The sequence below is a fragment of the Ruegeria sp. CJ6 genome, assembly GCF_056536665.1.
On record NZ_JBQFQB010000004.1, the window covers coordinates 103,180 to 125,664 of the forward strand.

Sequence of the window (22,485 nt, forward strand, 5' to 3'; positions counted from 1 at the left end):
TTTCTGCGTCTATCGACTTGAAGCGGATACTGCCTGAACAGCTAAGTATGAAATGCAGCTGGTTGCGTAGCCAGTTGCAAAGATTGCGCTGAGTGGAAACAGGGCTTAGCTGTGTTTCGCAATCGGTCTAAAGCTTACATTCAACATAGCCGCCGATTCTCACGCACGGCTTAAAAAAATGTGACGTTCCAAGCATTTGATGCAGCTATCAACCACACTCTTGTTGCATCATGTCTGACGTCAATTCGGAAAATTAGCCTGCTCGAAAAATACGTTCGCTATTGAAGCGCGATTGTGATCCGTATTAGGCGACGCTACTCTGAGTTGTAAGGGACGAGGTAATAGCGTTCCCTAGAATTTTGATTGAGGCCATAATGCAGATAGATTTTGTCGAAGTCGGGAACTTTCGAAAGCTCCTGGCAACTAGGATTGACCTATCACCCAAGAAGACGATTTTCGTTGGTGCGAACAACAGCGGCAAGACATCTGCAATGTTGGCTTTTCGCAGGTTCTTGAGTCAGTCCTCAACCGCCTTCAAGCTGCAAGATTTGACGTTGAGCCACATCGCTGCTTTGGAAAAGATCGGCCAAACTTGGGAGAAACACGACCCTGAGTCCGGCGATCCGATACCAGTTAGCATGTTAGAGTGGGTTCAACTGCTCCCATATCTCGATCTTTGGCTGAATGTAGATGAAGGCGAGTTTCACTACGTTAGTTCCATTATGCCAAATCTAGATTGGGCAGGTGGTTTGATAGGTCTTCGACTGCGCCTCGAGCCCTCAAACATTGAGGACATGTTCTACGACTTCCGAAAACTAAGAAATGAGGCAAATGAACTGCATTCGGCAGCTGTCGAAAAGGCAAAGGCGCAGGCAGAAGAAACCGGTACGGATTTTAAGGAACCCAAAATCCCGATCTGGCCGCGTGATTTGCCGGACTACCTAGATCGATTGCTGTCGAGAAAATTTAAAGTTGTCGCTTATCCTCTCGATCCGGCAAAAATCAAGACGCCTACTTCAACGTTGGCAAGGCCTCAGAAGTTACGTGAAACTTCTCGACCACTGAAAGAAGACCCGCTCAAGCACCTCATTCGTGTGAACTTCGAACCAGCGCAACGCGGAATGAGCGATGAAAACGAAACTAGCGGACCAGATGATCGTTTCGAAGTGTTCCCCGGACAACGGCTTTCCAGCCAACTTGGGCACTATCACCAAAAACACCTAGATCCAACCGACAGTCCTTCCCCGGATGATATCGGAGCACTTGAGGCAATAGAGGCCGCGAGAACCGCATTCGATGAGCGCATTGGAGAAGCATTCCAACCAGCCTTTGTAGAAGTTGAGGGTATGAACTACCCTGGGGTAACTGACCCTCACATCCAAGTGACATCCGAACTCAAGGCTGGAGACATACTTCAGCACAAGACAACTGTTTCGTATGTGATGGGTGATCCTTCGAAATCCGCTACTTCGCACAAACTAATGCGTTTGCCGGAGAACCAGAATGGGCTGGGATACCAGAACCTGATTTCAATGGTCTTCAAGCTAATGCGTTTTCGAGATGCATGGATGCGAGTAGGAAAGGCAGAGAAATCTGATGACACAGTCTTTGAACCCATCCACCTCGTTCTTTTGGAAGAACCGGAAGCGCATCTCCATGTCCAAGTGCAACAGGTCTTCATAAAGAAAGCCTACGATGTACTTAGACAACATGATCGCCTGGGGGATAAGAAAAACTTAACAACACAACTCGTTGTCAGCACTCATTCGAGCCACGTTGCTCACGAAACACCATATAACTGCTTGCGCTATTTCAGACGGCTCCCTGCTGGAATGAGCGCAGTGGTTCCAATATCGACTGTGGTAAATCTAAAAGAGGTGTTTGGAAACAGCGAGAAGGAAACACAGGATTTCGTGACTCGGTACATTCGAGCGCAACATTCAGATCTGTTTTTTGCCGATGCCGCAATTTTGATCGAGGGTTCGGCGGAGCGGATGCTTGTGCCACACTTCATTAAGAATCGCTTCCCATTCTTGCATCAATGCTTTGTGACGCTTTTAGAAATCAATGGAAGCCATGCACATAGATTGAAGGATCTGATTGAGAAGTTGGGTTTACTGACTCTGATTATAACCGACATCGACGCCGGCAAGAAAGGCGAGGGCGAAACGACCAGGGTTTCTGGCGTCCCTCCTGCAAAAGGTGATGGCCAAGTCACAACCAATGCTACTTTGAAGAACTGGCTGCCAAAGGAAACTGAGTTCGATGTACTAGTTGAAATGGCGTTCGACGAAAAACTAGTAGAGCATGATCAACTCTTTGGTGTTCGAGTCGCATATCAGATAGGTGTGGAAACGGCGTCAGATGGCGCAAAAGAAGAAGCTGCAACTATTTTTCCAAGCACATTCGAAGACTCGATGGTGCTGCAAAACGTAGACTTCTTCAAGAAACTGCAAGGAAACGATCTCACAAGTAAAATCCGAGAGGCGCTTGCCTCAGCGCCAGACTGGAGTGCAGTCGCTTCGAAGCTTTATGAAGCCTTAGGAAAGGGCAGCAAAGCGAGTTTTGCACTGGATGTTCTCAGTGGTGATGGCTTCGAAGCCCTTATCGTCCCAAACTATATTGAAGAAGGACTGAAGTGGCTGGAAGACCGACTACGGATGAATAAGTCTGACATGTTACCCAAGGGAAACGAAGATGTCTGATCAGGCAAATGACGATCACATTGACGATGAAGTGGACGAGGAAATCCAATCTTGCTTGAGTTTTGATGCCCCCCAAAGCTTCTTTCTTTTTGCGGGAGCTGGATCTGGAAAGACAAGGTCTTTGGTCAAGGCAATAGATTTTCTTCGCTCAGCTGACGATCCAACGATGCAGAACCGACGTTGGTTGCAAGTTCGCGGTAAGAAAGTTGCGGTTATCACTTTCACAAATGCTGCCCGAGACGAGATCATTGATCGAACCAAACAAGACCCATTGGTTTTCGTGCATACGATCCATTCTTTCTCATGGCTGCTAATTCGAGACCATCAGTCTGACATACGAGTCTGGCTGAAAGATGAGCTGGAGGCATCAATTGAAGAGATGCAAGAAGCTCAAGCCGGAAGGAAGCGAACCGACACAAAGGTCTATGCGGACACAGAACGCTCCATAGTCTCGAAGAAAGAGCGTCTAGAGCTGTTGGATGAAATTCCAGAGTTCATCTATAGCCCTACCGGCGACAACAGCAGTAGAGACTCACTGAGTCATGGCGAAGTCTTAAAGATTGTAGCTAGTTTTCTATCCGAAAAACCGACTATCCAGCGAATTTTGGTTGATGCTTTTCCAGTGCTTCTCATCGACGAGAGTCAAGACACCAACCGTCATCTTCTTGAAGCTTTGCTCAAGGTTGAAGCCAACTATAGTGGCATTTTCAGTTTGGGTTTGCTTGGTGATACCATGCAAAAAATCTATGCCGATGGTCACCCGAATCTTGGCAAGAAAGGTTTCGTTCCAGAAACTTGGTCCAAGCCCGCAAAAAAAATGAACCACCGTAGTCGTAGTCGGATCATCGAGCTTGTTAATAAGATCCGGTCAGACGCAGACGATCACAAACAAAAGCCACGAAGTGACAAGACTGGCGGTTGTGTCCGGCTCTTTGTCGTTGATCGACTTCAACATGCGAAACCGCTTGTTGTCGAAAATAGCGTTCGACAAAAAATGGCGGACACGACAAGTGATGCAAATTGGACCTCAGACGAGCAGGGGGTTGAGGCGTCCGTCAAAACGCTTATTTTGGAACACCATATGGCAGCCGGCCGCATGGGCTTCAGCGAAGTATTTGATCCGCTGTATAGAGTATCTAACGACACTTTCCGCACTAATCTACTTGAAGGATCGTTGCCAGGGTTGCGTTTTTTTTGTGTCGATGTGACGGAGCTTGTTGACGCAATTGTACAAAACGATGAATTCGCTGTCGCTCGAATTATCCAAGACAAATCGCCTATCCTTGATCCGCAGTCATTTAAGACTGCGGGCAACGCGCAATTGGAAGTACTGAAAGCCGCCAAATCTGCCGTTTACGAACTGCGACAACTTCTGAAAGCGGAAGAAGACCCTACGCTGAACGAGTTGTTGAAAGTGGTGGCATCCAATCGGCTTTTTCAAATACCTCGGTCGTTAAGTCCGTTCGTGGATGAGCAGGCAAATGGAACAATAGAAGATGATGAGGCTGATGCCGACGATGCAAAGTCGGAAATCTCGGCATGGAGGGCGGCACTAGATGCACCGCTTAGCCAAGCTCGAAAGTACTATTCGTATGTTAATGGGCGCACAGGCTTTGATACACACCAAGGCGTCAAAGGATTGGAGTTCCCTCGTGTGATGGTCGTCATCAATGACGACGAAGCAAGAGGCTTTTTGTTCAGCTACGATAAGCTCTTCGGCGCAAAGGAAAAGAGCAAACGCGATATTGAGAATGAGGCCGCGGGATTAGACAGTGCTTTGGATCGAACCCGCCGTCTTCTTTATGTAACTGCAAGCCGTGCCAAAGAAAGCTTGGCAATTGTTGCGTACACTGACAATCCAAGAGCCGTGAAGGATACAGCAATCAACAATGGGTTGTTTGCCGAGGACGAAATTGAAATGATTTCATGAAGTGTTAGGTGAAGCGATCAGTTTCCAAACGTTGCGCTTTGAGCCTTAGTTGGTGCAATATCTTTGTTCAGCGAAACGTCGAGTTCTTTCGCTGTGGCCATAAAAGTTCTTTTTGCGCGGTTTTTGTTCAAGCATGTCTCCTTTTGGAGGCTGCAACTCGACAAATGAATAAATCGTAGAGTGTGCTATTGAACCAATATGGTCGGCGTTGCTCCTAAGTGCCGGATTGGTGGTCGAGTTTTGAAACTCCCGGATAGGATTAGCGCTGCCGGGGATTGCACAAGCAGCTCAGCGACTACAAAACTGGATCGACTATCCCTAGCCGTTCCTTACTCCTGAACCACCAAATCTTCGAAACGCTTGGCTCCAGCTTCCGGTAATGTCGCAAAACGAATTCCATCAAGACCAATTTCATCTCTGAGTTTTGCCAGCTGCTTCAGGTCGTAGCCGGAGTCTCGAGGAACGACCAACAGGGCCTCGGGTACAAGCCTCCTAAGGAGCCACAGGTAGCCAAGCGTGTTTATTGCGAACTGTCTTTCTACTCTTGTCCTGTGCGCGTTTATTTCGACCGCTACTTTGGGCATCCCGTCAACTTCGATGACGTAGTCAGGATACAATGAACCCAGGCTTCTTCCGTCTTTTAGCTCGGCATTGTCGGACCCGAACATCTTGGGTCCGTATTGCCTGAGGAAAGAGAAAACAGATTGGTCAAAAATCTGCGCGCGTTGAGGAGAGGATAGTTTTGAAAGATTTGCATCCGAGTGTTTTTCTGCTCGCTCCTGTCGGAGCCGGTCGAACTCGGCTTTTAACTGCACTTGTCTCATTTGTCCGCCGAACACCTGGGGCGCAAGTCTTTCAGCAGTCGTCGGATCCAGTTCTTCGATTTTCATCAAAAACATGACCAGGGTCATACCTAGCCAAGCCGGTCTCTCTTTTTCTACGTCAGGAAATCTCTTTTTTAACCACTTGTATGCTTCGAGTGGGTTTCTCAGGGTATGAGCACGCTTCCCTCTTAGTTCCGCTACCGAATTTAGAACCTCCGAAGACGAGCGGAGGTCATATTTTATTGGGTCTTCGACCGCTTCTGCTAGCGCCTCACCAAAGTCTATCCAATTTTCTCTTTTTGCCACGTCTTCGAGGCCGTTGCTTTTTCGCATCGGTTAATTCACCATTATTGTGCGTCGGCAACAATTAATTGCAGTACACGACGCTTATATTGTAGGGAATACCCTATGAAAATCGACAGTAGAGCAGAAATTCCCGCGCGCCAAGCTTGGCGAAGAGGGCAAAAAAAGAAGTCCCATTTCTTGTCCGCAAGAAAAGCACAGGGCGTGATCCAGACTGAAAGTGGATTAGAGGCAAGTTTTGCTTTTGGTTGCGACCTGCATCCGAAGGTCAAAGCTATCAGGCCGCAACCCTGCACTTTCGATCTGAAATCAGGTCGTGTTTATCCAACAAAAGCGGAGCTCATCACCAAGTTCAAGGGAACGGGATACAAGCCAAAACCTTACACCCCTGATTTTGAAGTCATCTGTTTTGATGGTCGGAAGCTCTTCGTGGAAGTGCGGCACTCTAGATTGTTGAAGCACAATGAGAGCACATTGCTACTGCCAAATATCTTTAGAAGCCTCGGATTAGAGCTTTTGATCCTCACCGATCAATTTCTTGCCAGAGATTTGGTGCACAATATCCGATCTCTACATCCCTACATTCAGAGGTCTCCAACTGACGAGTTCCTTCGCAAACTGTCTTCAATTGAAGCACAACCGTTCCGGCTGGAATTTCTCCTGAAAGAACTGGGTTGTAACCAGATCGATGTACTAAGTTCAATCGTATTGGGCCACATCTCAGTTGATCTTAGAGCAGGCATGCTTCGACCTAAATCTGTCGGACGGCTAGCCCACGGCGAAAAGTCTCATCTGGAAATCTTTCCACTATGACGCAGAAAGGCCCCAACTATGTCGGATGGAATGTTCTCATCGGAACAGAGGCTTTCGTGGTCAAGGAGGTTGATCATTACCGAGACCACGTTTTGCTTAAGGATGAAGAGGGGACATACAAAGAGATTACCAACGAAGAGTTCAGGACGCTCTATTCTCTCGGTGTGGTAAACAGCCCGCATGTTCGAGGTACGACTTCCAAAAGACTGGGTACACCAGAGGAGAACAACGAAACGTATTTTCGAGAGCTGATCCTTGTCAGAGTAACTGAACTACAAAGGCAAGGATACTCGTGGGTTAAGATTAGAAACAAATTGGCAGGTGAGTTCGGTGCGCATCCGCTTCACTTAAATCGGAAGAAACCATTTCCGACTGTAAGGACCATTCAGCATTGGCGCACCCAGTACCTTATTTCTGGAAAAGCGGGTCTACGACCCAAAACAAGTAACTCCGGAAATCGTACTCCGAGGTACAACCCGGAGTTCCGGGAAGTTGTTTTGGATCTTTTGGAAGAACATTTTCTTAACAATGACCTAAAGACTATCTCTTGGATTGCCCGGCAAGCCGAGCGGCTGTACCGAAGGCAATGCAAAACCGAAGGCAAAGTGCCCGGCCCTTGCGGGAGAAAAAGCGTTGAATCAATCGTTTATAGTCTGCCGCATGCCGGACTCCTAAAACGGCGTCTGGGGGACGAAGAGGCAAATAGGCGCTATCTTATGGCGCTGGAGTACCAAAGAGTATCAACCCCGCTCGAAAGAGTGGAATTGGACTGCACCACGCTCGATGTTTGGTGCGTCGATGATGACGGAACCCCAATTGGTCGCCCCAACATTTGCGTAGCAATCGACTGCGCAACTGGTGTTATTCTTGGGATGCAACTCAGCTGGAGCCGTCCTGACACCGCGTTGGTTTCTCGAACTGTAAAAGAAATCTTGGAGCCCAAAACACCAGCATTTTTCATGATGCACGGTATCGAGAATGATTTTCAGACAATTGGCACGCCTCAGCTGTTGATTACAGACCAGGGCAGTGAAAACAGTGGTGAAGTCTTCCATTCGATCATCGATTACTCGAGCCTGGAATGGCGCAAGATGATCCCAGGTCGACCGGATAAAAAACCGTTCATCGAACGTTTCTTCTTGGAGTTGAGCCGGTTTGTCACTCAATTTCCCGGTGCTTCGCAAACGTCACTCATCGGCCCGAGAGATCGGACGGAAAAGGCCCAAAAAGAGGCCTGCCTAACTTTGCAAGAGATTGAAACGCGACTGCAAAGATGGCGTTACGATGTGTACTTACGCATGCCCAGGCGGCGCGTACAACACGTGCTCCGAACGCGGGATTGTCCGATGCAATCTTGGAAGAGGGCTTCCCAAGAGTGTTTTGTGCCAATGCCCCCAGATCCCCACGAACTCAGAGAGATGTTTATGGTTCAGGCCGCGACGAGAACTGTGCAACGGTACGGTATCTCCTACGGCGGAGTGACATACCATAGCGCTGAACTCGCCAACTACTTGAAAATGGTCGGTGTGCCAGCGACGGTCGAAATCCGCGTTGACCCGAATGACATTCGAGAAATTGCAGTTCTGGATCGCCTGAATAATGAGCATTTCTTCGTGCCCGCAAAGTATGAAGAGTGCCCGGCTCTATCCTTCGATGAGTTGGCGAGACTGCGAAAGCAAACTTTCACCCCGGAAGACGAAGAACTTCAAGAAAAGGCGCTGATCTCTGCGATGGCTCTGCACCTTTATGAAGAAGAACCAAAGGCAAAGACAAAGACCGCAAAGTCTCGGGAGAAGGCCGCCAAAGAGGAGCGAAGACAGGAAATCTTCGCCCAATCCAAGAGGGTCATGGATAAGCACGGGCACTCAGAGCCCGCGTACAGGGCGGAGAAGCCTGACTTTGATCTGCCCAGCAAATTGCCAAGTTTTGTCTCTAAAGGAGGGTGCCCGCAATGACAGAGCGAGTGTTTGAAGTTCTCAACCGGACAATTGAACATCCAAGCTATGTGGTTGCCAAAGACCAATTGGTTGAAGCCGTCTCCATCTCTCGCAAGTTAAACGGCGCCGCAATTTTCTTGTCCGGGCCTACACGTTGCGGAAAGACGCAACTCTTGAATGACGTTCAAGCTGAACTCGGCAAGCCACCAGATCTCAGTAGCGACTTGCTTGAGTATTCTGGTTTGGGCGGAGCGAGTGATTTTGTCATCGGAAGTATTCCGACCAAACCAAATAGTAAGACACTGCTTACAGCGATGCTGGAAGCCGTCGGCGTTAAAGCGGGACCAAATCAAAGCGCACATGATCTACAGGCCCGTTTGTGTTTCGCAGTGCGTGAAAAAGGTATTCGCACAATCGCGTTGGATGAATGTAGCCACTGCGCCGAACGAGGTGCTCATCTGTCAAAACGTGGCGCCACCGACCATTTCAAATGGCTAATCGATCAAACAGGGGTCACGTTGATCCTCGCCGGGTTGCCTAAGTTTCAGGTGCTCATTGATGAAAACGAGCAATTGAGGGATAGAACGCTGTCGACCATCGAGCTGTTTCCGTATGCTTGGTCGAATGGCGCCGATGCTACAAGCTTTGCCGCAGCGTTCTCTGAAGCTCTATGCAACATGCAAGCCGCCGGTGGCCAGTTTGACTTTGATTTTGAGGAACTGGTGGTCAGATTATACGGCGTAACGGGAGGTCGCGTTGGAATGCTCGTGCGCATCCTCCAAGTGGCTGCTCTCAAGATGAAGTCGAAGACGCTGACATCTAAGATTATCTCGGACAGCGCAATTCAGTTAACGCAACAGAGCCTAAACGCTGATTACTTTTTTGGGGAGGAAGCACCTCAGAAAATCGACCTTGTTCGATCCTACATTCAAGTCATGCAGGACGCTGGCTTGGATGTGACCCCAGAGTCACTCATTGACCTGGAGGCGTTAGAGGCCGCATGACATCGAAACGCTCCAACTTCCTGCGACCAGAAAATTCGGAAAGCTTGTTGGGCTATTTTAGGCGACTAGGGCGAGCAAAAGCACACTACTTTACGTCGGACTTCTTGACAGAACTTGGCAATCGATACGGGCGTCGATTGGTTGATGATATCGCAGCCATTGAAGAGGAGTTGGGAGTTCCACCCGGGACACTTGAACGTCTCGCACCTAGCTCGCCACCGAAAGATTCCAGTCGAGATTGGCAATACGAACGTCTTCACTCTGACCCAGTTTGCCCCCAATGCCTGGCGGAAAAGAAACCGTATCAAGCGCATTGGCGGCACTCCCTTGTAACTGCGTGTCATGAACATCGATTGAGGCTGGTTGATGTTTGTCCAAACTGTTCGGAGAGATTGACACCAAAGGTAGGTGGCTATCGATTGTGCAGTTGTGGGTTTGCCCTTGATAAACTGCCGCAATACCAAGCTTCAGAACACGAATGCGATATTGCATCCGCAATCTCAGGCACCGCGTCATTGGTCCCAAATGCCGAAACCGGAACCAGCCCCCCGAGCAACATCGGAAAGTTCGTTCATTTCCTAGCTTCTGGGTTTCAGGCTAGCCGTACTGGAAAGTCCGGAAAAACGAAAATTCCGAAGACCGTTGAAGATGCCGTTCGATTAATGGCACCGGTCGAGCACCTTTTGGCAAATTGGCCGCATGGTTTCGAAGACTACGTGAAAAAGCTGCTCCATGAAGGTGATCCCGTTGCCACTTCTGCTCCTGAGCGGCTTGGCAACTGGTATCAGCGCCTAATGCGGTTTCGAGAACCTGAATACGATGTGTTTAAGGACGCAGTGGCTCGTGTGATCGAGAAAGAATTCAGTGGCTTCCATCCGGGTCATTTGGCGTCTACTTCATCGAGAGAGTGGTTGCCCGCAACGGAAGCGGCGCGACAACTCGGAATTTCTGCACAGCGTCTCGTTGCGGCAGTCCAGAAAAAAGAGATCGCTGGTAAGATCAGTCAACGCGGATTTGGACATAATCAAACAGTCGTTCCCAGGTTCGAAGTTCTCAACATTGCAGCAGATCGTCGGCGCTTATGGAGCGCGGCAGAAACATGTGACTATCTAGGAGTTGGACGTACACAATTCCAATTTCTCAAAGAACTTGGTGTGGTCGGCGAAGTCCCAGTTTCAGATCGGCCACCGCTCGTGGATGGCCGGTTCTACTCAAATTCTGTAGAGGATCTTGTCCTCAAGATTAGAGCATCGGCCACCGAAATGACGGGAGAGGCAGTTTTGTTCAAAGAGCTTACGCTTAATCGAACAACCGACAAGACGGCGCTGAAGAAACTCCTTCGTCTCATTTGTGAAGGTTCTGTCGCTGCCGCATTGGAAGATCAGGATGTCCGACTCGGTGATTTCAGGTTCCAAAAATCTGCTGTTGAAGAACTTCTCAGATCAGAACGGCACTCGTTGGACTGGACTGCAAATGATGTCGCGAAGTTAACGGGCTGGAAGGCCCAGGCTGTAACTCACTGGTGCAAGCTGGGCCTGCTCGGTTCTCGCACAGTTCCGCATGGACCAAGCGAGTCTTTCTTGGTCAAACCGCAGCAGCTTGCGATCTTTCAAAGCGAGTACATGCCCGTTGCGACACTGGCTAGGTCGAGAGGAACAACGTCCCGAAAGCTCCTGTCTGATTTTGAGAGCAAAGGGATTGAGACCCATGGTGCGCAAATTGAGGGTAAGACGACGCGAGGGCACTTAGTAAAACTAAGTGACCTGGCTTCGCTGCTGTCTGAGGCCGCCTAGTGCTCGCCCGCGCCATCCGAAAAGAACACCACTGAAATGCGCTGTCCAATTGCGGGTTCGTGGTCGCGTGAAACATGTTCTGCTTCTTCGATGACCCGGACCATCTTTTCATGGATCTCAGCGGACGCCTGATGATCGCTTTCGAGCTTTTCCAAGATAACCTTAAGCGCGATGTACCCCTTGGGGAGATCCTCATAGGCGAAGCTGTCACGCACTTCGTGTTTTGCTTGTTCCCAGAAGGGATCAAGCTCACGGCTCCATGCCTCACACACCATTTCCACGGCGGGCAGGGACAGATGGCCAAACAGTTTCTGATCACTGAGTTCGATGCCACCTTTGCGTCCCATGAATTCGGCGCAGGCTTTCATGAGGCTTTCAACGCGCGCCGGGCGTAAGTCCCACTCGGTCAGCTTGCCGATCTGCACTGAAATCGTCTCTAGCGCTTCAGAGAGATCTTCCAGTGACATGTGGGCGTGCTCCATGCCAAGGCTTCTGGTCCGTTCGTATGCAGTCTCCAGCGATTGGACGCAGGCTAGCTGGTCGCGTTCCAGTATAAGGCCTGACGCAGTATCCTTAAGAAGCAGCAGGCGAGGCGGAAAGAAGCTATTGCTCTTGCTAAGTCCTTTGAGATGTAGCGCCGTGAATTTCTCACGGGCCGATAGGAGCGCCAACTCTGCACCCCAGGTGCCCTGGATTTTGGCCTTGTCGATGAGTTTGTATCGGTCTTCGGAGATTGTTTGCTTGGTGCGTTCCAGCACGTCGTGAAAGTTATTGTCGCGAAGCCGCCGTGGGGATCGCAGATATTCAACAACACTATTGAGGATCAGTTCTGCGTCTTCGGTGCTTTCTTCTAAGACGGCGTCGATTAGCGCCTCCCCAGCCAAAGTTTTGTAGTTCTCTATGCGCTGGGCGATTTTTTCGTCAGATGCAAACTGACCTACTGGCACATCAACAAGGTGGTAATTGACGACCCCGAACTCACTGTCGATTCTGTCGATCCTACCCAGACCTTGGATGAGCTCTTTCAGGTTCGAGGTCAGGCCAAGCAACACCAGCGTGTCTGACGACTGAAGGTTGATACCTTCAGCCATCTTGTAAGTCAGAAAAACCGATGCAGATCCTTTTGGTTCGTTCTTTCCTCCTGGTCGGAAGTAAGACTCCACGGACTTGCCCTGTTTGATACGCTTGAAGCTGTCGGGGCCATCTCCAAAGATTGCTTTCACGGCACGATCTTCACCCTTGGTTTGGTTTCCCACGACATAGTTGGTGTGGTGGCCTCTGCGCGACAGTGCTTCTGCAAAAATCTCGAGTGTGTCCGTCCGTTCCGCGAGAAAGACGACCCTGTCTTTTTCATTTTGTATTCTCAGGCACGCCTCATACCGCTTCTCATCAAGCTCCTTGAGAACACTGAGACCCAGTTTTTGGTTTAGAGCGTCGCATTTCTTTGTGGGTTCAGGCGCTTCTATTCCTAATGCTTCGAACATGTCGGACTGGTCGCGGTGGGATATCTTTTTCTTCGATTTCCCACCACGCTCGAAGTCGCGAAGCGATTTGCCAATAGCCCCATGAGACATCTCCCAATGGGCCTGGGCGGCGCTCACGCGCAGAATGTTCAAAAGGTTGCGGATGTAGAGTTGGTCCTGCGTGCTTTGTTGCGTGCTGACGTGCCCGAACCGGCTTTTCTCGACAGCGGTCACCCTACCGCCAGGCGCAAGCTCTTTACAGAGTGCCACAATCTCATCCAGGCGCGTTTGCTGAGGCTTTGTCACCTTAAGTTTCTTCGGGCGCCCGTGGTTTTCAAGTTTCGGGTAACTGTGCTTCTTGGGATCTTCGTCCTCGCCGATGCATCGCCTTTGTCTGCGTGTCAAAAACGGTGAAACAAGTTGAGCGAGTTCGGTGCGAGCCTCTCGCGTGAGCGTCGTGTCAGGTTCTGACAAAACGGCCAGTTGTGCATCCTGGTTGAAGATATCCTTGGGAACGTGGGTTTCGCGCTCGAACAACTCACCCATGGCCTGAATGAAGGTTGGGGTCATGAAAATGGACGCCCGCTTCTCCTGCATATGGGTCAACCAGTCGACATCCCGGTTCCCGAGCAGCGTTGCCGACAGACAGACATTCCAGCTTGGCGGGGCAAGTTCGATGGCTGAGGCCATTTGAGATGCTTGTTCAAAGCCCGGAGTAACTGTGTGGCTTTCATCGATTATCAGAATGCCAAACTGATCGAGCCTGAGCCCAGATTTTTCTTCATCGCCAGCGCCGCGGAGATGTTGTTTGGCAAGTTTGCTATTTGCGACAGGTTGGAGCGAGTTTGTCGAGTACTTGCGCCAACTGGGAATAACTTTGGGCGGGGCAATTACAGCTGCATTTTTTCGCGCAACGCCATGGACCGGGGAGCGGGGCACGACTTCTGAGAATGTTTCTGACAATGCTTCAGCCAGGTGACAGCCGATCTCTGTCTTTCCCGAACCGGTTGGCGCTTCTACGAAGGCGATCCCATGGTCATAGACGATGGAACACGCCTCATAGGTCAGCTCCTGTTGATACCCAAACAGCGTGTGGCTCGTGATATCTTTTCGGTCTCCGGTGAGCCAGGGTTCGAACCCCTTTTGCTCCGAGATAGTTCGCGCCATCGCGTCTTCAGCGGTCACCGGTTTGATAAGCTTTTCGAGTATCTCCAGCGCTTCGGTATTCCAATCGACAGACACATCCCAAGCCTGCTCAGCGGCTTCTGTGCGTTCGACCTGAAGTTCATGAGTGCCCGCATCCAGGTCATCGGCATACTCGATGTTTTTGTAGAGCCCTGAGTAGGAAAAGTTTGCGGACCCGGCGACGGCACCTTTTGGTGAGCTGACGATTTTTGAGTGTAGCCGCCGATCCCCAGATATCCCCAACTTGCGTTTGGCGAGCTCCGGATCGAAGACACGCAGATCAATTTTCCCGGTTTTGATGGCGTGTTTTGCCAGCACTGCGATGAGATCGTGATCCTCCTCCACTTGAAGCCCGGAGCGCTCCAGCCAGTAGAGTTTCATTTCTTCGGTGACTGGCTTGGGGTTTGTCAGCCTTTTGGTATTCGCTGTGTCGATCCCGAACGATATCCGGATCCGGATATCGCTGTCGTTTTCGGGATCCCTCAGCTCTGGCAATTCCTTCATCAAAATCGACAGCGAAGACAAGAAGTCCTGATACCCGGTGACAATCAGACAATCCCCGGAGGTGATATGGGGTCGATAAAGATTGATGACCGGCCGGTCGATATTGGTGCCGACCTTCGCAACTGGTTCGGCATCAAGCTCGCTTGCGGGCTTTTGTTTTGCTTCGGTGAGCTGCTTTGGCTTGGAACGCAGCCAATCAGGGAGTGAAAACAATGAACAAGACTTGGTTTTAGGACGCTTAGTCTAATAGTGATACTGCGGGCATCGTCCTTCAAGATATCACCGGAAGAAACATTCGTTTTCCTGAAACTGTCGGAAATTCGCACCGGTTTTACGTGGGCGATGATCAGGCTCTCAAACACAACATGAGCTGTCAGCCTGCCAGGTAACCTTACCGGTGACTGAGAGTATTTTGAGTTAGGGGCCTGGCGGCATACCAGGCCCTCTCTAGTCAAGTCCTGGCGCTAGAGACCTCGAAGTGGGTATTCACCACACGCAACAAGTGCTCATAGTCTCCCTGGACGGCGTCTTCCAGAAAGGCCTGAATTCTCGCTTGCTCTGCTCCGGCTTTTTGGGCTGCGGCCTGGCAGCGTGCCAGCACTTCAAATGCATTGGCGCTTGTCCTGGGCAGGTCGATGGTTGCAAGTTTTTTCATGTCAAATCCTCATGTAAAATACCGGGCAACCATTGCAGGTCGAAATTAATCTCACGTATAAGAAATGCGAATTTTGCCCCGATCCAGAGACTGATTGGGATTTAACATAAGTCGCAATTATTGAGCGGTTGCGCTCTCGCGATCCGAAGCAGGAATTCGTTCAGAATGCGACACATGACCGAATTGAGCCTAAAGTTTCACTAGTCGGTACGCAGTTTTGAGAGCATGGGGCAAGAGACATTCCCGCTGTCACAGTTGGCTGTGAGTTCGTTTAGCGCCGCTTCCAATCGCTTCAGCTCGTTTATCTTTTCACGCACATTGAAGATATGAAGCTCCGCCAGTTCTTTTACGGATCGGCAATCTTCTCCGACGCCTTCGGACAGGCTGAGAAGCGTCTTTGTATCGGCTAATGGAAAGCCCAAATCACGGCATTTTTTCAGGAAACGAAGCCTTCCAACATCGTGCGCTGAGTACATCCGCCGGTTATTCGGTGCCCGCTCTGGTTTGGGCACGATCCCTTCGCGTTCATAGTAGCGGATCGTTTCAATGCCGACACCGCTTTGCCGGGATGCTTCCCCAATCGCAAACATGTGAGTTTTCCCGTCTTGATCCTGTAGCGACTACAGAAGTTATACGAGAGGCTGACACTTCGACAACTCCGACTAGTCAAGGGAATGAAATGCAAAAGTACCTTAGCGTTAGTTACCTGGGATCACTGTCAGCACTCGGCGTTGCGATTTGCTGTGTATTGCCCATGACAATGATGTTGCTGGGACTAGGAGGCAGTTGGCTGGCCATTTTCGGAAAGATCGCGGCGGCAAGCTACTACGTATTGGCGATTTCGACGGCGCTTGTCGCTATATCGTGGCTAGTATCTTATCAGCGTGGTTCCCTAACAAAGTTGAAATGGTGGCTTTCGGGGACGACCGCAATCACCACGTTAGCTTGGGTCGTCGTCTTTAACGAGGCCCGGATCAACGATTACCTGATAATGCAGATGTGAAACAATGACAGAGCAAACTGTAGTGCTTGAAAGCACCCTGACGTGCCCGAAATGCGGTCACAGCGAAACCGAAATAATGCCGACGGATGCTTGCCAGTGGTTCTATGAATGCAAGTCTTGCGCAGCGGTCTTGAAGCCGTTGGAAGGGGACTGTTGTGTCTACTGCTCCTATGCCACGGTGCCTTGCCCGCCGATCCAGAATGGCGATAGTTGTTGCGGATGACAAAGTCTGCCTTGGTCCGCAGAGCGGTTATTTGGACGATTTTCCGTGACAGCCCGCTTTGAGCCCAAAGTTGCCAGCGGCGCTCAGGGCGCGAAGGTCTGCGATGCGCAGTAAACGGACTTTGCAAAGTCTTTGGTACGGGTCGCAACAGAAGCCTATTTTCGCGGTATTCCGGGCCTATTCGCTGGCACGGCCCTACGATCACAGGAAACTTAAAATTGCAAAAATATAGCTTAAGAAATTGATGGGCGACCACGTTCATTTTTCTGTCAAACTAGCACACCAATACTTCACTCCAGTTTTTCCCGGCTGCGCCTTGCAGAAATATGGCATGGGTTGTGCCGTAGTTGCGCATCTAAATGATTGGCTTCGTGACAGGTGGGGCATAGAGCAACCGCGATCTCAACGGCCTCACCAGTCTCATAGTCAAAACAATACTCCTGGCCACAAATCTCTAAAACCTGTCCCAGGGGTATCAACTCTGAAACAGTTGCACCGCAATGGTCGCATAAGCCATTACGCAAAGCATCTTTCAGCTCAGGCAATTCCACCGTTCTTTGAAACTTGCATTCTCTTGCACTCATAACCGAACCAAAATTCCACTCTTCAGAACAAAAGGTTAGTTTGGTGATGAAAGAGATCAAGATATCGCGACTTTGCCTTTTGCGTGGCAACGGTTGAATAGAACCAACCGACAAAGCATCCTTGGTAATGAAGCAGTGGGGCGATCAGTATGAGGTGTTCAACCAAACGAACGCGCGATGCTGCGAAACATCCGGGCGACTTGGCCAGGAAGCTCACTTTCGTCATCATGGGCAAAAACCGCATATGCTGCGAAGGCAAACCGAGGGGCTTGCTTTATCAAGCTTAGTTGACCACTCCTAAGTTCCGCTTCTACGACCCGTTTTGGAAAGTAGCCGGCGGATGGAATGGACTTCAAATACTGAAGGCCCAGGGTCCCAATACCCAATTGAAGACGAGGTGCATCAAGCTCTGAAAAATTCAATAAATGCTCAGCCTTAAATTCAGGGCCCCAATCTATGAGAAGGTACGAGTCTCCCAGCTCGTTCGGCAGACCGATGGGACCGCTGCTTACAAGAACAAATTCATCTTGGAATAGTTGGAGGGCAGACAATCCCGATGCCCGTCGGGGCTGGTACATTATGGCCAAGTCGAGGTCGCCCTCTTCGATCTCCTGCGACAGAGCCTCGGAAGAAGCTGCGGAAGCCCGTATTGCAACATCTGGCAGCGTTTCCATCAATTCAGGTAAAGCACCCATAAGATATCCATCCCAAAGGCTGGGGGCGGCGCCAATCTCTAGTGCTGCTCTTATTGGAACAGGGAGACCAACATCCAACTTCGCTTGTGCCCAGGTTCGCACAAGCAACTGTGCGTGCTTGAGAAAGTGCTGTCCCGCGTTCGTCAGCGATGCGCCAGATTTACTGCGGTCGAAAAGCACTTGCCCAAGTTGCTGCTCTAAAGTCCGAATTCTCATGCTCACCGTAGATTGGGTGACATGGACCTTTTTCGCAGCATCAAAGAAAGTGCCCGTTTCAACAACGGCCAGAAAGGTTCGAGCTTGTTCGATATCCAAGGATTATCTATTCCATTTTTCGATATCATCCGAGAATAAAATTCGTTTTTCAACACAAAAATTTCGTGCGATATACCGAGTGTAGCGCGAAAGTGCCCCCACCAGATCGGAACGCTAATCAACATTTCTCATTTTGTAGTGGAGATCCCGAGCTGAGAAATCGTTGCAATCTGACCTCTGTGGATTTGCCACCAACACCGGAGCGCTGCACCAACCCCACAATGGGCAAGAAGCCCATTTTCTCATGGAGAAAACAAAATGAGTCGAGTTTCTATTGTTGCTCTTCTCTCTTCGCTGTTTGCTGTTCCGGCATTCGCCATGCCCGCTGATCTTGACATGGACGGTGATGGCCTGGCGTCGCTGGCAGAGCTTCAGACCAAGTATCCTGAAGTCTCGGATGATCTCTTCCTGGAGATCGACGCGAATGCTGATGGTTTCATCAATGACGACGAATTGGTTGCCGCCGTTGACGCAGAACTTCTCCCTGGTCCCACAGGTGATCAGTAAGCAAAGGTTGTCACGGCTATGAGGAAGCCAATCCCGCCCCACAAATGGCTGCTTGCCGCGATGGGTATTTGGTTGGTTTTGTCCCCCTTTGTCCTGTTTCGTGAGGAAACACTGTTGCAGGGCATGGCTGAACTTGAAGCAATCGCCTTCATGGCAACTGGCATTGTTGTTCTGGTCATGTCCGGCGCCGACGGCCGGAGCCACCTTCTCGCACGGGTGGCTCCGGTATCGGCACTGGGGTTCCTGTTGATCGTGGCGCCGGCGGCGTTGAACTTCACGGGCCATATTGTGGCGACGGCTAATGCATGGATAGCGGGATCGGCGCTGATCGGGCTTGCCGCTTGGGAGGTGCTGGAGAGCCGCGGATTGCGTGCAATCCAGTAAATTGGTGCGGGGCGGGAAATCGCCCCGCGTCGTGCTATAATCCAACTAGCATTGGGCATATTTTAAGGAGTCTACTCAGTGACTGTCGCTAAAGTAGTTGAAGCTCAGAAATTTAAACAACGCCCATTCTGTAGTGCCGACACGACAGTCTTTGACGCGGCCGTAACCATCGCTTTGTTGGATGTGAATGCGCTCGCTGTTCTCGAAGATGACAAGCTAGTTGGGATTATCACTGATCATGATATTCTGCTGTGTCTCGCCGACTCCGGCTCTTCATTTTATGAACAAACTGTTAGCGATTGGATGACCGAAAAGCCTGTCACTTGCACTTCAGGATCCAGCCTGTCAAAGGCTCTTAGCCTTATGGCAAAACACGGTTTCAGGAACCTTGTTGTCACACGCCGAGGGGATCCGTTTGCGGTCGTCAGCAGCAAAGAAATCCTCGCGCGTATTCACGACGACGATAAAGCTGAACTGGAAGCGCTGAGGGAAATGACCCATCACACATCGGATTGATCGGATACCTGATACCTTTCAAAAGATGAACGCACCTTGGTATTCTTAGTGTTCAAAGCGCCTAGTTTTGCCAGTAACCAATAGTGGCATAGGTCGCTAAACCATTTATGGTCTGTCCAGTTTAGGGGACAGTCCGAGCGCAATCTTTGGTATGCATTGGCTTCCCAATCGACGCAAAATAGGATTGCCAATGAACACCCAAATAGTCACTCCCATCTGCGCGTTCGATATAGTAGCCGGCCAAGCAGTCCCCGTCTCTTCAGATTGGCCAGAACCCTTTGCAAGGCAGCAAAACGGTTACCGCTGGATTCATTTCGACCTCGCCGACAGCGGCTTAAAGCAATGGGCATCCGAACAACTTCCAAACATAGCCGCGCAAGCATTGCTTCAATCGGAAACGCGACCACGATGTGATATGCACGACGATGGCATCATTTTGAACCTACGCGGCGTTAACCTGAACCCTGATGCGTCTCCGGAGGATATGGTTTCTCTAAGGCTCTGGGCCACGGAAAGAACCATCGTATCTGCCCGTGTGCGCAAAGTCTGGGTAGCAGACAGTCTTCGTCTAAAAGCCGAAAGCGGTATCGGGCCAGAAAGTGTTGGTGCATTTTTGGCAGAACTTGCTGCGGGGCTCACAAAGCGGATTGAGGCTGTCTCGCTTGAACTTGAAGACGAGACAGACTCTCTCGAAGAGATCGGGCTTACAGGAAATGAAATCAAACCAGAGCGCATTGCGCGATTGCGGCAAACGGTGATCAAACTTCGGCGCTATATCAGTCCGCAACGCGATGCGCTCGATGCTTTAGCCTCATTGAGAAGTAGCGTAATTCACAGCGACGCATCTGTATTGGTCAATGAAACCGCGAACCGCACTCGCCGTACGCTTGAGGAACTGGATGCAAGCCGGGACCGGTTGACAGCGCTTCAGGAGCAAATGAACGCCGAGCACGCGAATGCGCTTGCTCGAAACGGCTATCTTTTGTCTGTCGTGGCAGCAATCTTTCTACCACTTGGATTTCTGACTGGTCTATTTGGCGTGAATATTGCTGGCATGCCCGGCTTGAGTGCTCCCTTTGCGTTTTGGGCGCTGACACTGGCTTCGGCTGCCATCGGAATTGCACTTTACGTCGTGTTCAAACTCTCAAAGTGGTTGTAGCAAAAGTAGGTTGCCAAAGGTTGACCAAGCTGCTGCACAGAAAGCGTTGATCACCTTCGCGAATACCCGATTGCGCGCAAAATAGCTTCTCATTTCCCAGTTTGACATTAGGCTGGAACCGATGTTCCGACAGCTCTTACCGATATCAGCGCTGCTTCTTGGATCAGGGCTTCTTCTGTTCGCAGGTGGTGTCCACGGTCTGATACTTCCCGTTCGTGGATCCTTCGAGGGTTTTTCCGCCAGCTCTCTCGGCCTTTTAGGAACAGGGTGGGCAGTTGGCTATGTAGCAGGATGCCTTGTTGCACCACGGCTTGTTGGGGCAGTAGGGCATATTCGAACCTTCGGCGTAATGTGTGCTCTCGCCGCCGTAACGATCCTTTTCCAGGCCGTTGTAGTGGATACGTGGGCTTGGATACCGTCGCGCGCAGTTTCCGGATTTTGTTTTGCTGGCGCAGCAATGATCGTCGAATCTTGGCTCAACGATAAGGTTGAACCCAATACGCGTGGTACAGTCTTTGGCGTCTACACGATGGTCAACCTGGGTGCGGTGACGGCTGGTCAGATGGCTATCTCACTGGGAGATGCAACGGGTTTCATCTTCTTTGCCATTGGCGCGATGGTGTATTGCTTGGCGCTTATACCAACAGCCCTGTCAACTTCGGCATCGCCAGCACCCCTGACATCTGTGCGTCTCGACCTACCGGCATTGTGGCGAAACTCACCAGTTGCGGTCGCCGCGGTCTTTCTTGTCGGCATTTCAAATGCAGCTTTTGGGACTCTTGCTGCGGTGTATGCGGATCGCGTTGGGCTATCACTTACTGCAATTGCTTTGTTCGCGAGTATTCCGGTTTTGGCCGGAGCTTTTGCGCAAGTTCCAATTGGATTTGCAAGTGATCGAATGGACCGGCGTAAAGTCTTACTATTTACAGCGGTCGTAGCTCTTGCTTCGGATCTGGCTTTTGTCCTTCTTGCGCCGGAGTCGCGCGTCATGAACCTTGCTTTGGTCGGGATGTTCGGCGCTGCAATTTTTGCGATGTATCCAATCATCGTTGCGCACGCGAACGACCATGCACCACCTGGCACGTCCATCCAAGTCTCAGGCGGCCTTTTGATGGTTTTCGGCTTAGGTTCAATTGTAGGGCCGTTGATCGCTGGTTTCGCCATGGCAGCACTCGGGCCGCAGGGTTTGTTTCTCACAACCGTCGCAGCGCATTGCCTGATGATCCTATTTACGATTTGGCGAATTCTTTCTAAGTCCGCAGTTCCCGAGGGCGAGAAGACGGCATTTAGGGTCAGCGCTCCTGCAAGGGTGGTTACGCCTGAAACTGCCGTCCTTGCTGTCGGTGAAGATGAGGCAATCTCCCTTGCTGACGCTGAGAGCGAGTTGGGCGCCAGTCCCGATGTGAAGGAGAGTCTGGCGCTAAGAGCTAATTCTAATGACAGCCCTTCCTAATCTTCCCCAATGTGTTCGCGGCGCGCTATACTGGTCAACTGCCGGCGCGAAGGTGCGAGTTGAACAACACCCTGATTAAAAAGGGTTTTCGAACATGGCTCTGTGAATGTTCCTGTCACTCATCCACAACACGAAACTCACCGGAAGGCGCATCAGTAGGTGGTTCTTCGAACTCATTGGAAATCAGACCGCGACGGATGAGTTCTCGAATGGCGGCCGCTCTGGATGGCAGTCTGTTCTCGAACCGCCAATCATCAATGGCTTTAAGCTCTTCGAGGTCGAGCATCAGTTGCAGTTTTTCCGTGCGCTTTGGTGGTCGATTTTGATCAGACACTGGCATGACCTCAGTAGCTTACGTCAGTTACTCCAAGCATGTATGCCAATGGGCCTGCATGTCTACATCAATGTTGGCATGTTATGCCGGATACCCAGGATCATGAGGTGCCCCATGATGTGTCGGATACCTATATTAAGTATATGATTTTATTTGAATTTTTATGAGACACCCTTAGGTTTTACTCCGCAAGCAA

General features: G+C 50.5%; 20 protein-coding genes. 13 read left to right on the forward strand and 7 right to left on the reverse strand.

All coding sequences use genetic code 11. The annotated features are described in order from the left end of the window. The first annotated feature begins 374 nt into the window (after positions 1 to 374). Together ACR0BT_RS12775 and ACR0BT_RS12780 are read left to right on the forward strand one after the other, a co-directional pair. On the forward strand, positions 375 to 2,705 hold the full coding sequence (locus ACR0BT_RS12775) for an AAA family ATPase (RefSeq protein ID WP_170626305.1): 2,331 nt from the start codon (positions 375 to 377) through the stop codon (positions 2,703 to 2,705). Further along, complete coding sequence (locus ACR0BT_RS12780; RefSeq protein ID WP_480763287.1) at positions 2,698 to 4,635, forward strand: UvrD-helicase domain-containing protein; 1,938 nt, start codon at positions 2,698 to 2,700, stop codon at positions 4,633 to 4,635. The genes ACR0BT_RS12775 and ACR0BT_RS12780 overlap by 8 nt, the downstream gene beginning before the upstream one ends. Positions 4,636 to 4,964: 329 nt before the next feature. Here the strand turns inward: ACR0BT_RS12780 and ACR0BT_RS12785 are convergent, their stop codons facing one another. Next, on the reverse strand, positions 4,965 to 5,792 hold the full coding sequence (locus tag ACR0BT_RS12785) for a hypothetical protein (protein WP_480763288.1): 828 nt from the start codon (positions 5,790 to 5,792) through the stop codon (positions 4,965 to 4,967). Positions 5,793 to 5,867: 75 nt separating this feature from the next. Between ACR0BT_RS12785 and ACR0BT_RS12790 the strand changes: the two genes are divergently transcribed. From ACR0BT_RS12790 to ACR0BT_RS12805, 4 genes are read left to right on the forward strand one after another with little or no spacing between them, the layout of a single operon-like run. Beyond that, a complete protein-coding gene (locus ACR0BT_RS12790; RefSeq protein WP_480763289.1) occupies positions 5,868 to 6,575 on the forward strand; it encodes a hypothetical protein in 708 nt (235 codons plus the stop codon). Beyond that, complete coding sequence (locus ACR0BT_RS12795; protein ID WP_480763290.1) at positions 6,572 to 8,530, forward strand: Mu transposase C-terminal domain-containing protein; 1,959 nt, start codon at positions 6,572 to 6,574, stop codon at positions 8,528 to 8,530. The genes ACR0BT_RS12790 and ACR0BT_RS12795 overlap by 4 nt, the downstream gene beginning before the upstream one ends. Further along, a complete protein-coding gene (locus tag ACR0BT_RS12800) occupies positions 8,527 to 9,516 on the forward strand; it encodes a TniB family NTP-binding protein (protein ID WP_480763291.1) in 990 nt (329 codons plus the stop codon). Before ACR0BT_RS12795 ends, ACR0BT_RS12800 begins: the two co-directional genes overlap by 4 nt. Then, a complete protein-coding gene (locus ACR0BT_RS12805) occupies positions 9,513 to 11,309 on the forward strand; it encodes a TniQ family protein (protein ID WP_480763292.1) in 1,797 nt (598 codons plus the stop codon). Before ACR0BT_RS12800 ends, ACR0BT_RS12805 begins: the two co-directional genes overlap by 4 nt. Here ACR0BT_RS12805 and ACR0BT_RS12810 read toward each other — a convergent pair. The 3 genes from ACR0BT_RS12810 to ACR0BT_RS12820 form a co-directional block, all read right to left on the reverse strand. Beyond that, complete coding sequence (locus tag ACR0BT_RS12810) at positions 11,306 to 14,674, reverse strand: DEAD/DEAH box helicase family protein (protein WP_480763293.1); 3,369 nt, start codon at positions 14,672 to 14,674, stop codon at positions 11,306 to 11,308. The two genes, ACR0BT_RS12805 and ACR0BT_RS12810, sit on opposite strands and share 4 nt — an antisense overlap. Before the next feature lie 238 nt (positions 14,675 to 14,912). Then, positions 14,913 to 15,116: a hypothetical protein gene (locus ACR0BT_RS12815; RefSeq protein WP_480763294.1), complete on the reverse strand. Its 204-nt coding sequence runs from the start codon at positions 15,114 to 15,116 to the stop codon at positions 14,913 to 14,915. 200 nt (positions 15,117 to 15,316) lie between these two features. After that, positions 15,317 to 15,706: a MerR family transcriptional regulator gene (locus ACR0BT_RS12820; RefSeq protein ID WP_480763295.1), complete on the reverse strand. Its 390-nt coding sequence runs from the start codon at positions 15,704 to 15,706 to the stop codon at positions 15,317 to 15,319. A gap of 173 nt (positions 15,707 to 15,879) precedes the next feature. On the opposite strand from ACR0BT_RS12820, the gene ACR0BT_RS12825 reads away from it, so the two are divergent. Next, the gene (locus tag ACR0BT_RS12825) at positions 15,880 to 16,119 is read left to right on the forward strand and encodes a hypothetical protein (protein WP_480763296.1); all 240 of its coding nucleotides are present in this window, start codon (positions 15,880 to 15,882) and stop codon (positions 16,117 to 16,119) included. A gap of 4 nt (positions 16,120 to 16,123) precedes the next feature. Beyond that, positions 16,124 to 16,342 carry a GDCCVxC domain-containing (seleno)protein gene (locus tag ACR0BT_RS12830; RefSeq protein WP_083828990.1) on the forward strand — a complete coding sequence of 73 codons (219 nt, stop codon included), beginning with the start codon at positions 16,124 to 16,126 and terminating at the stop codon, positions 16,340 to 16,342. A 290-nt stretch (positions 16,343 to 16,632) separates the two neighbouring features. Here the strand turns inward: ACR0BT_RS12830 and ACR0BT_RS12835 are convergent, their stop codons facing one another. Beyond that, the gene (locus tag ACR0BT_RS12835) at positions 16,633 to 16,986 is read right to left on the reverse strand and encodes a hypothetical protein (protein WP_480763297.1); all 354 of its coding nucleotides are present in this window, start codon (positions 16,984 to 16,986) and stop codon (positions 16,633 to 16,635) included. 98 nt (positions 16,987 to 17,084) lie between these two features. Next, entirely contained in the window at positions 17,085 to 17,936 is an 852-nt protein-coding gene (locus ACR0BT_RS12840) for a LysR family transcriptional regulator (protein ID WP_480763298.1), read from the reverse strand. Between the two features lie 258 nt (positions 17,937 to 18,194). Between ACR0BT_RS12840 and ACR0BT_RS12845 the strand changes: the two genes are divergently transcribed. From ACR0BT_RS12845 to ACR0BT_RS12865, 5 genes are all read left to right on the forward strand, one after another. After that, entirely contained in the window at positions 18,195 to 18,443 is a 249-nt protein-coding gene (locus tag ACR0BT_RS12845) for an EF-hand domain-containing protein (RefSeq protein WP_170332111.1), read from the forward strand. Between the two features lie 18 nt (positions 18,444 to 18,461). After that, entirely contained in the window at positions 18,462 to 18,827 is a 366-nt protein-coding gene (locus ACR0BT_RS12850) for an SPW repeat domain-containing protein (protein ID WP_170332113.1), read from the forward strand. 78 nt (positions 18,828 to 18,905) lie between these two features. Then, a complete protein-coding gene (locus tag ACR0BT_RS12855) occupies positions 18,906 to 19,343 on the forward strand; it encodes a CBS domain-containing protein (RefSeq protein ID WP_170332114.1) in 438 nt (145 codons plus the stop codon). A gap of 190 nt (positions 19,344 to 19,533) precedes the next feature. Further along, positions 19,534 to 20,502 carry a zinc transporter ZntB gene (locus tag ACR0BT_RS12860; protein ID WP_170332116.1) on the forward strand — a complete coding sequence of 323 codons (969 nt, stop codon included), beginning with the start codon at positions 19,534 to 19,536 and terminating at the stop codon, positions 20,500 to 20,502. Between the two features lie 121 nt (positions 20,503 to 20,623). Continuing rightward, positions 20,624 to 21,955 (forward strand): MFS transporter, encoded by a 1,332-nt coding sequence (locus ACR0BT_RS12865; RefSeq protein WP_480763299.1) that lies wholly within the window; start codon positions 20,624 to 20,626, stop codon positions 21,953 to 21,955. Between the two features lie 115 nt (positions 21,956 to 22,070). On the opposite strand, the gene ACR0BT_RS12870 is transcribed toward ACR0BT_RS12865, so the two are convergent. Then, on the reverse strand, positions 22,071 to 22,295 hold the full coding sequence (locus ACR0BT_RS12870) for a hypothetical protein (protein WP_170819353.1): 225 nt from the start codon (positions 22,293 to 22,295) through the stop codon (positions 22,071 to 22,073). Between the last annotated feature and the right edge of the window lie 190 nt (positions 22,296 to 22,485).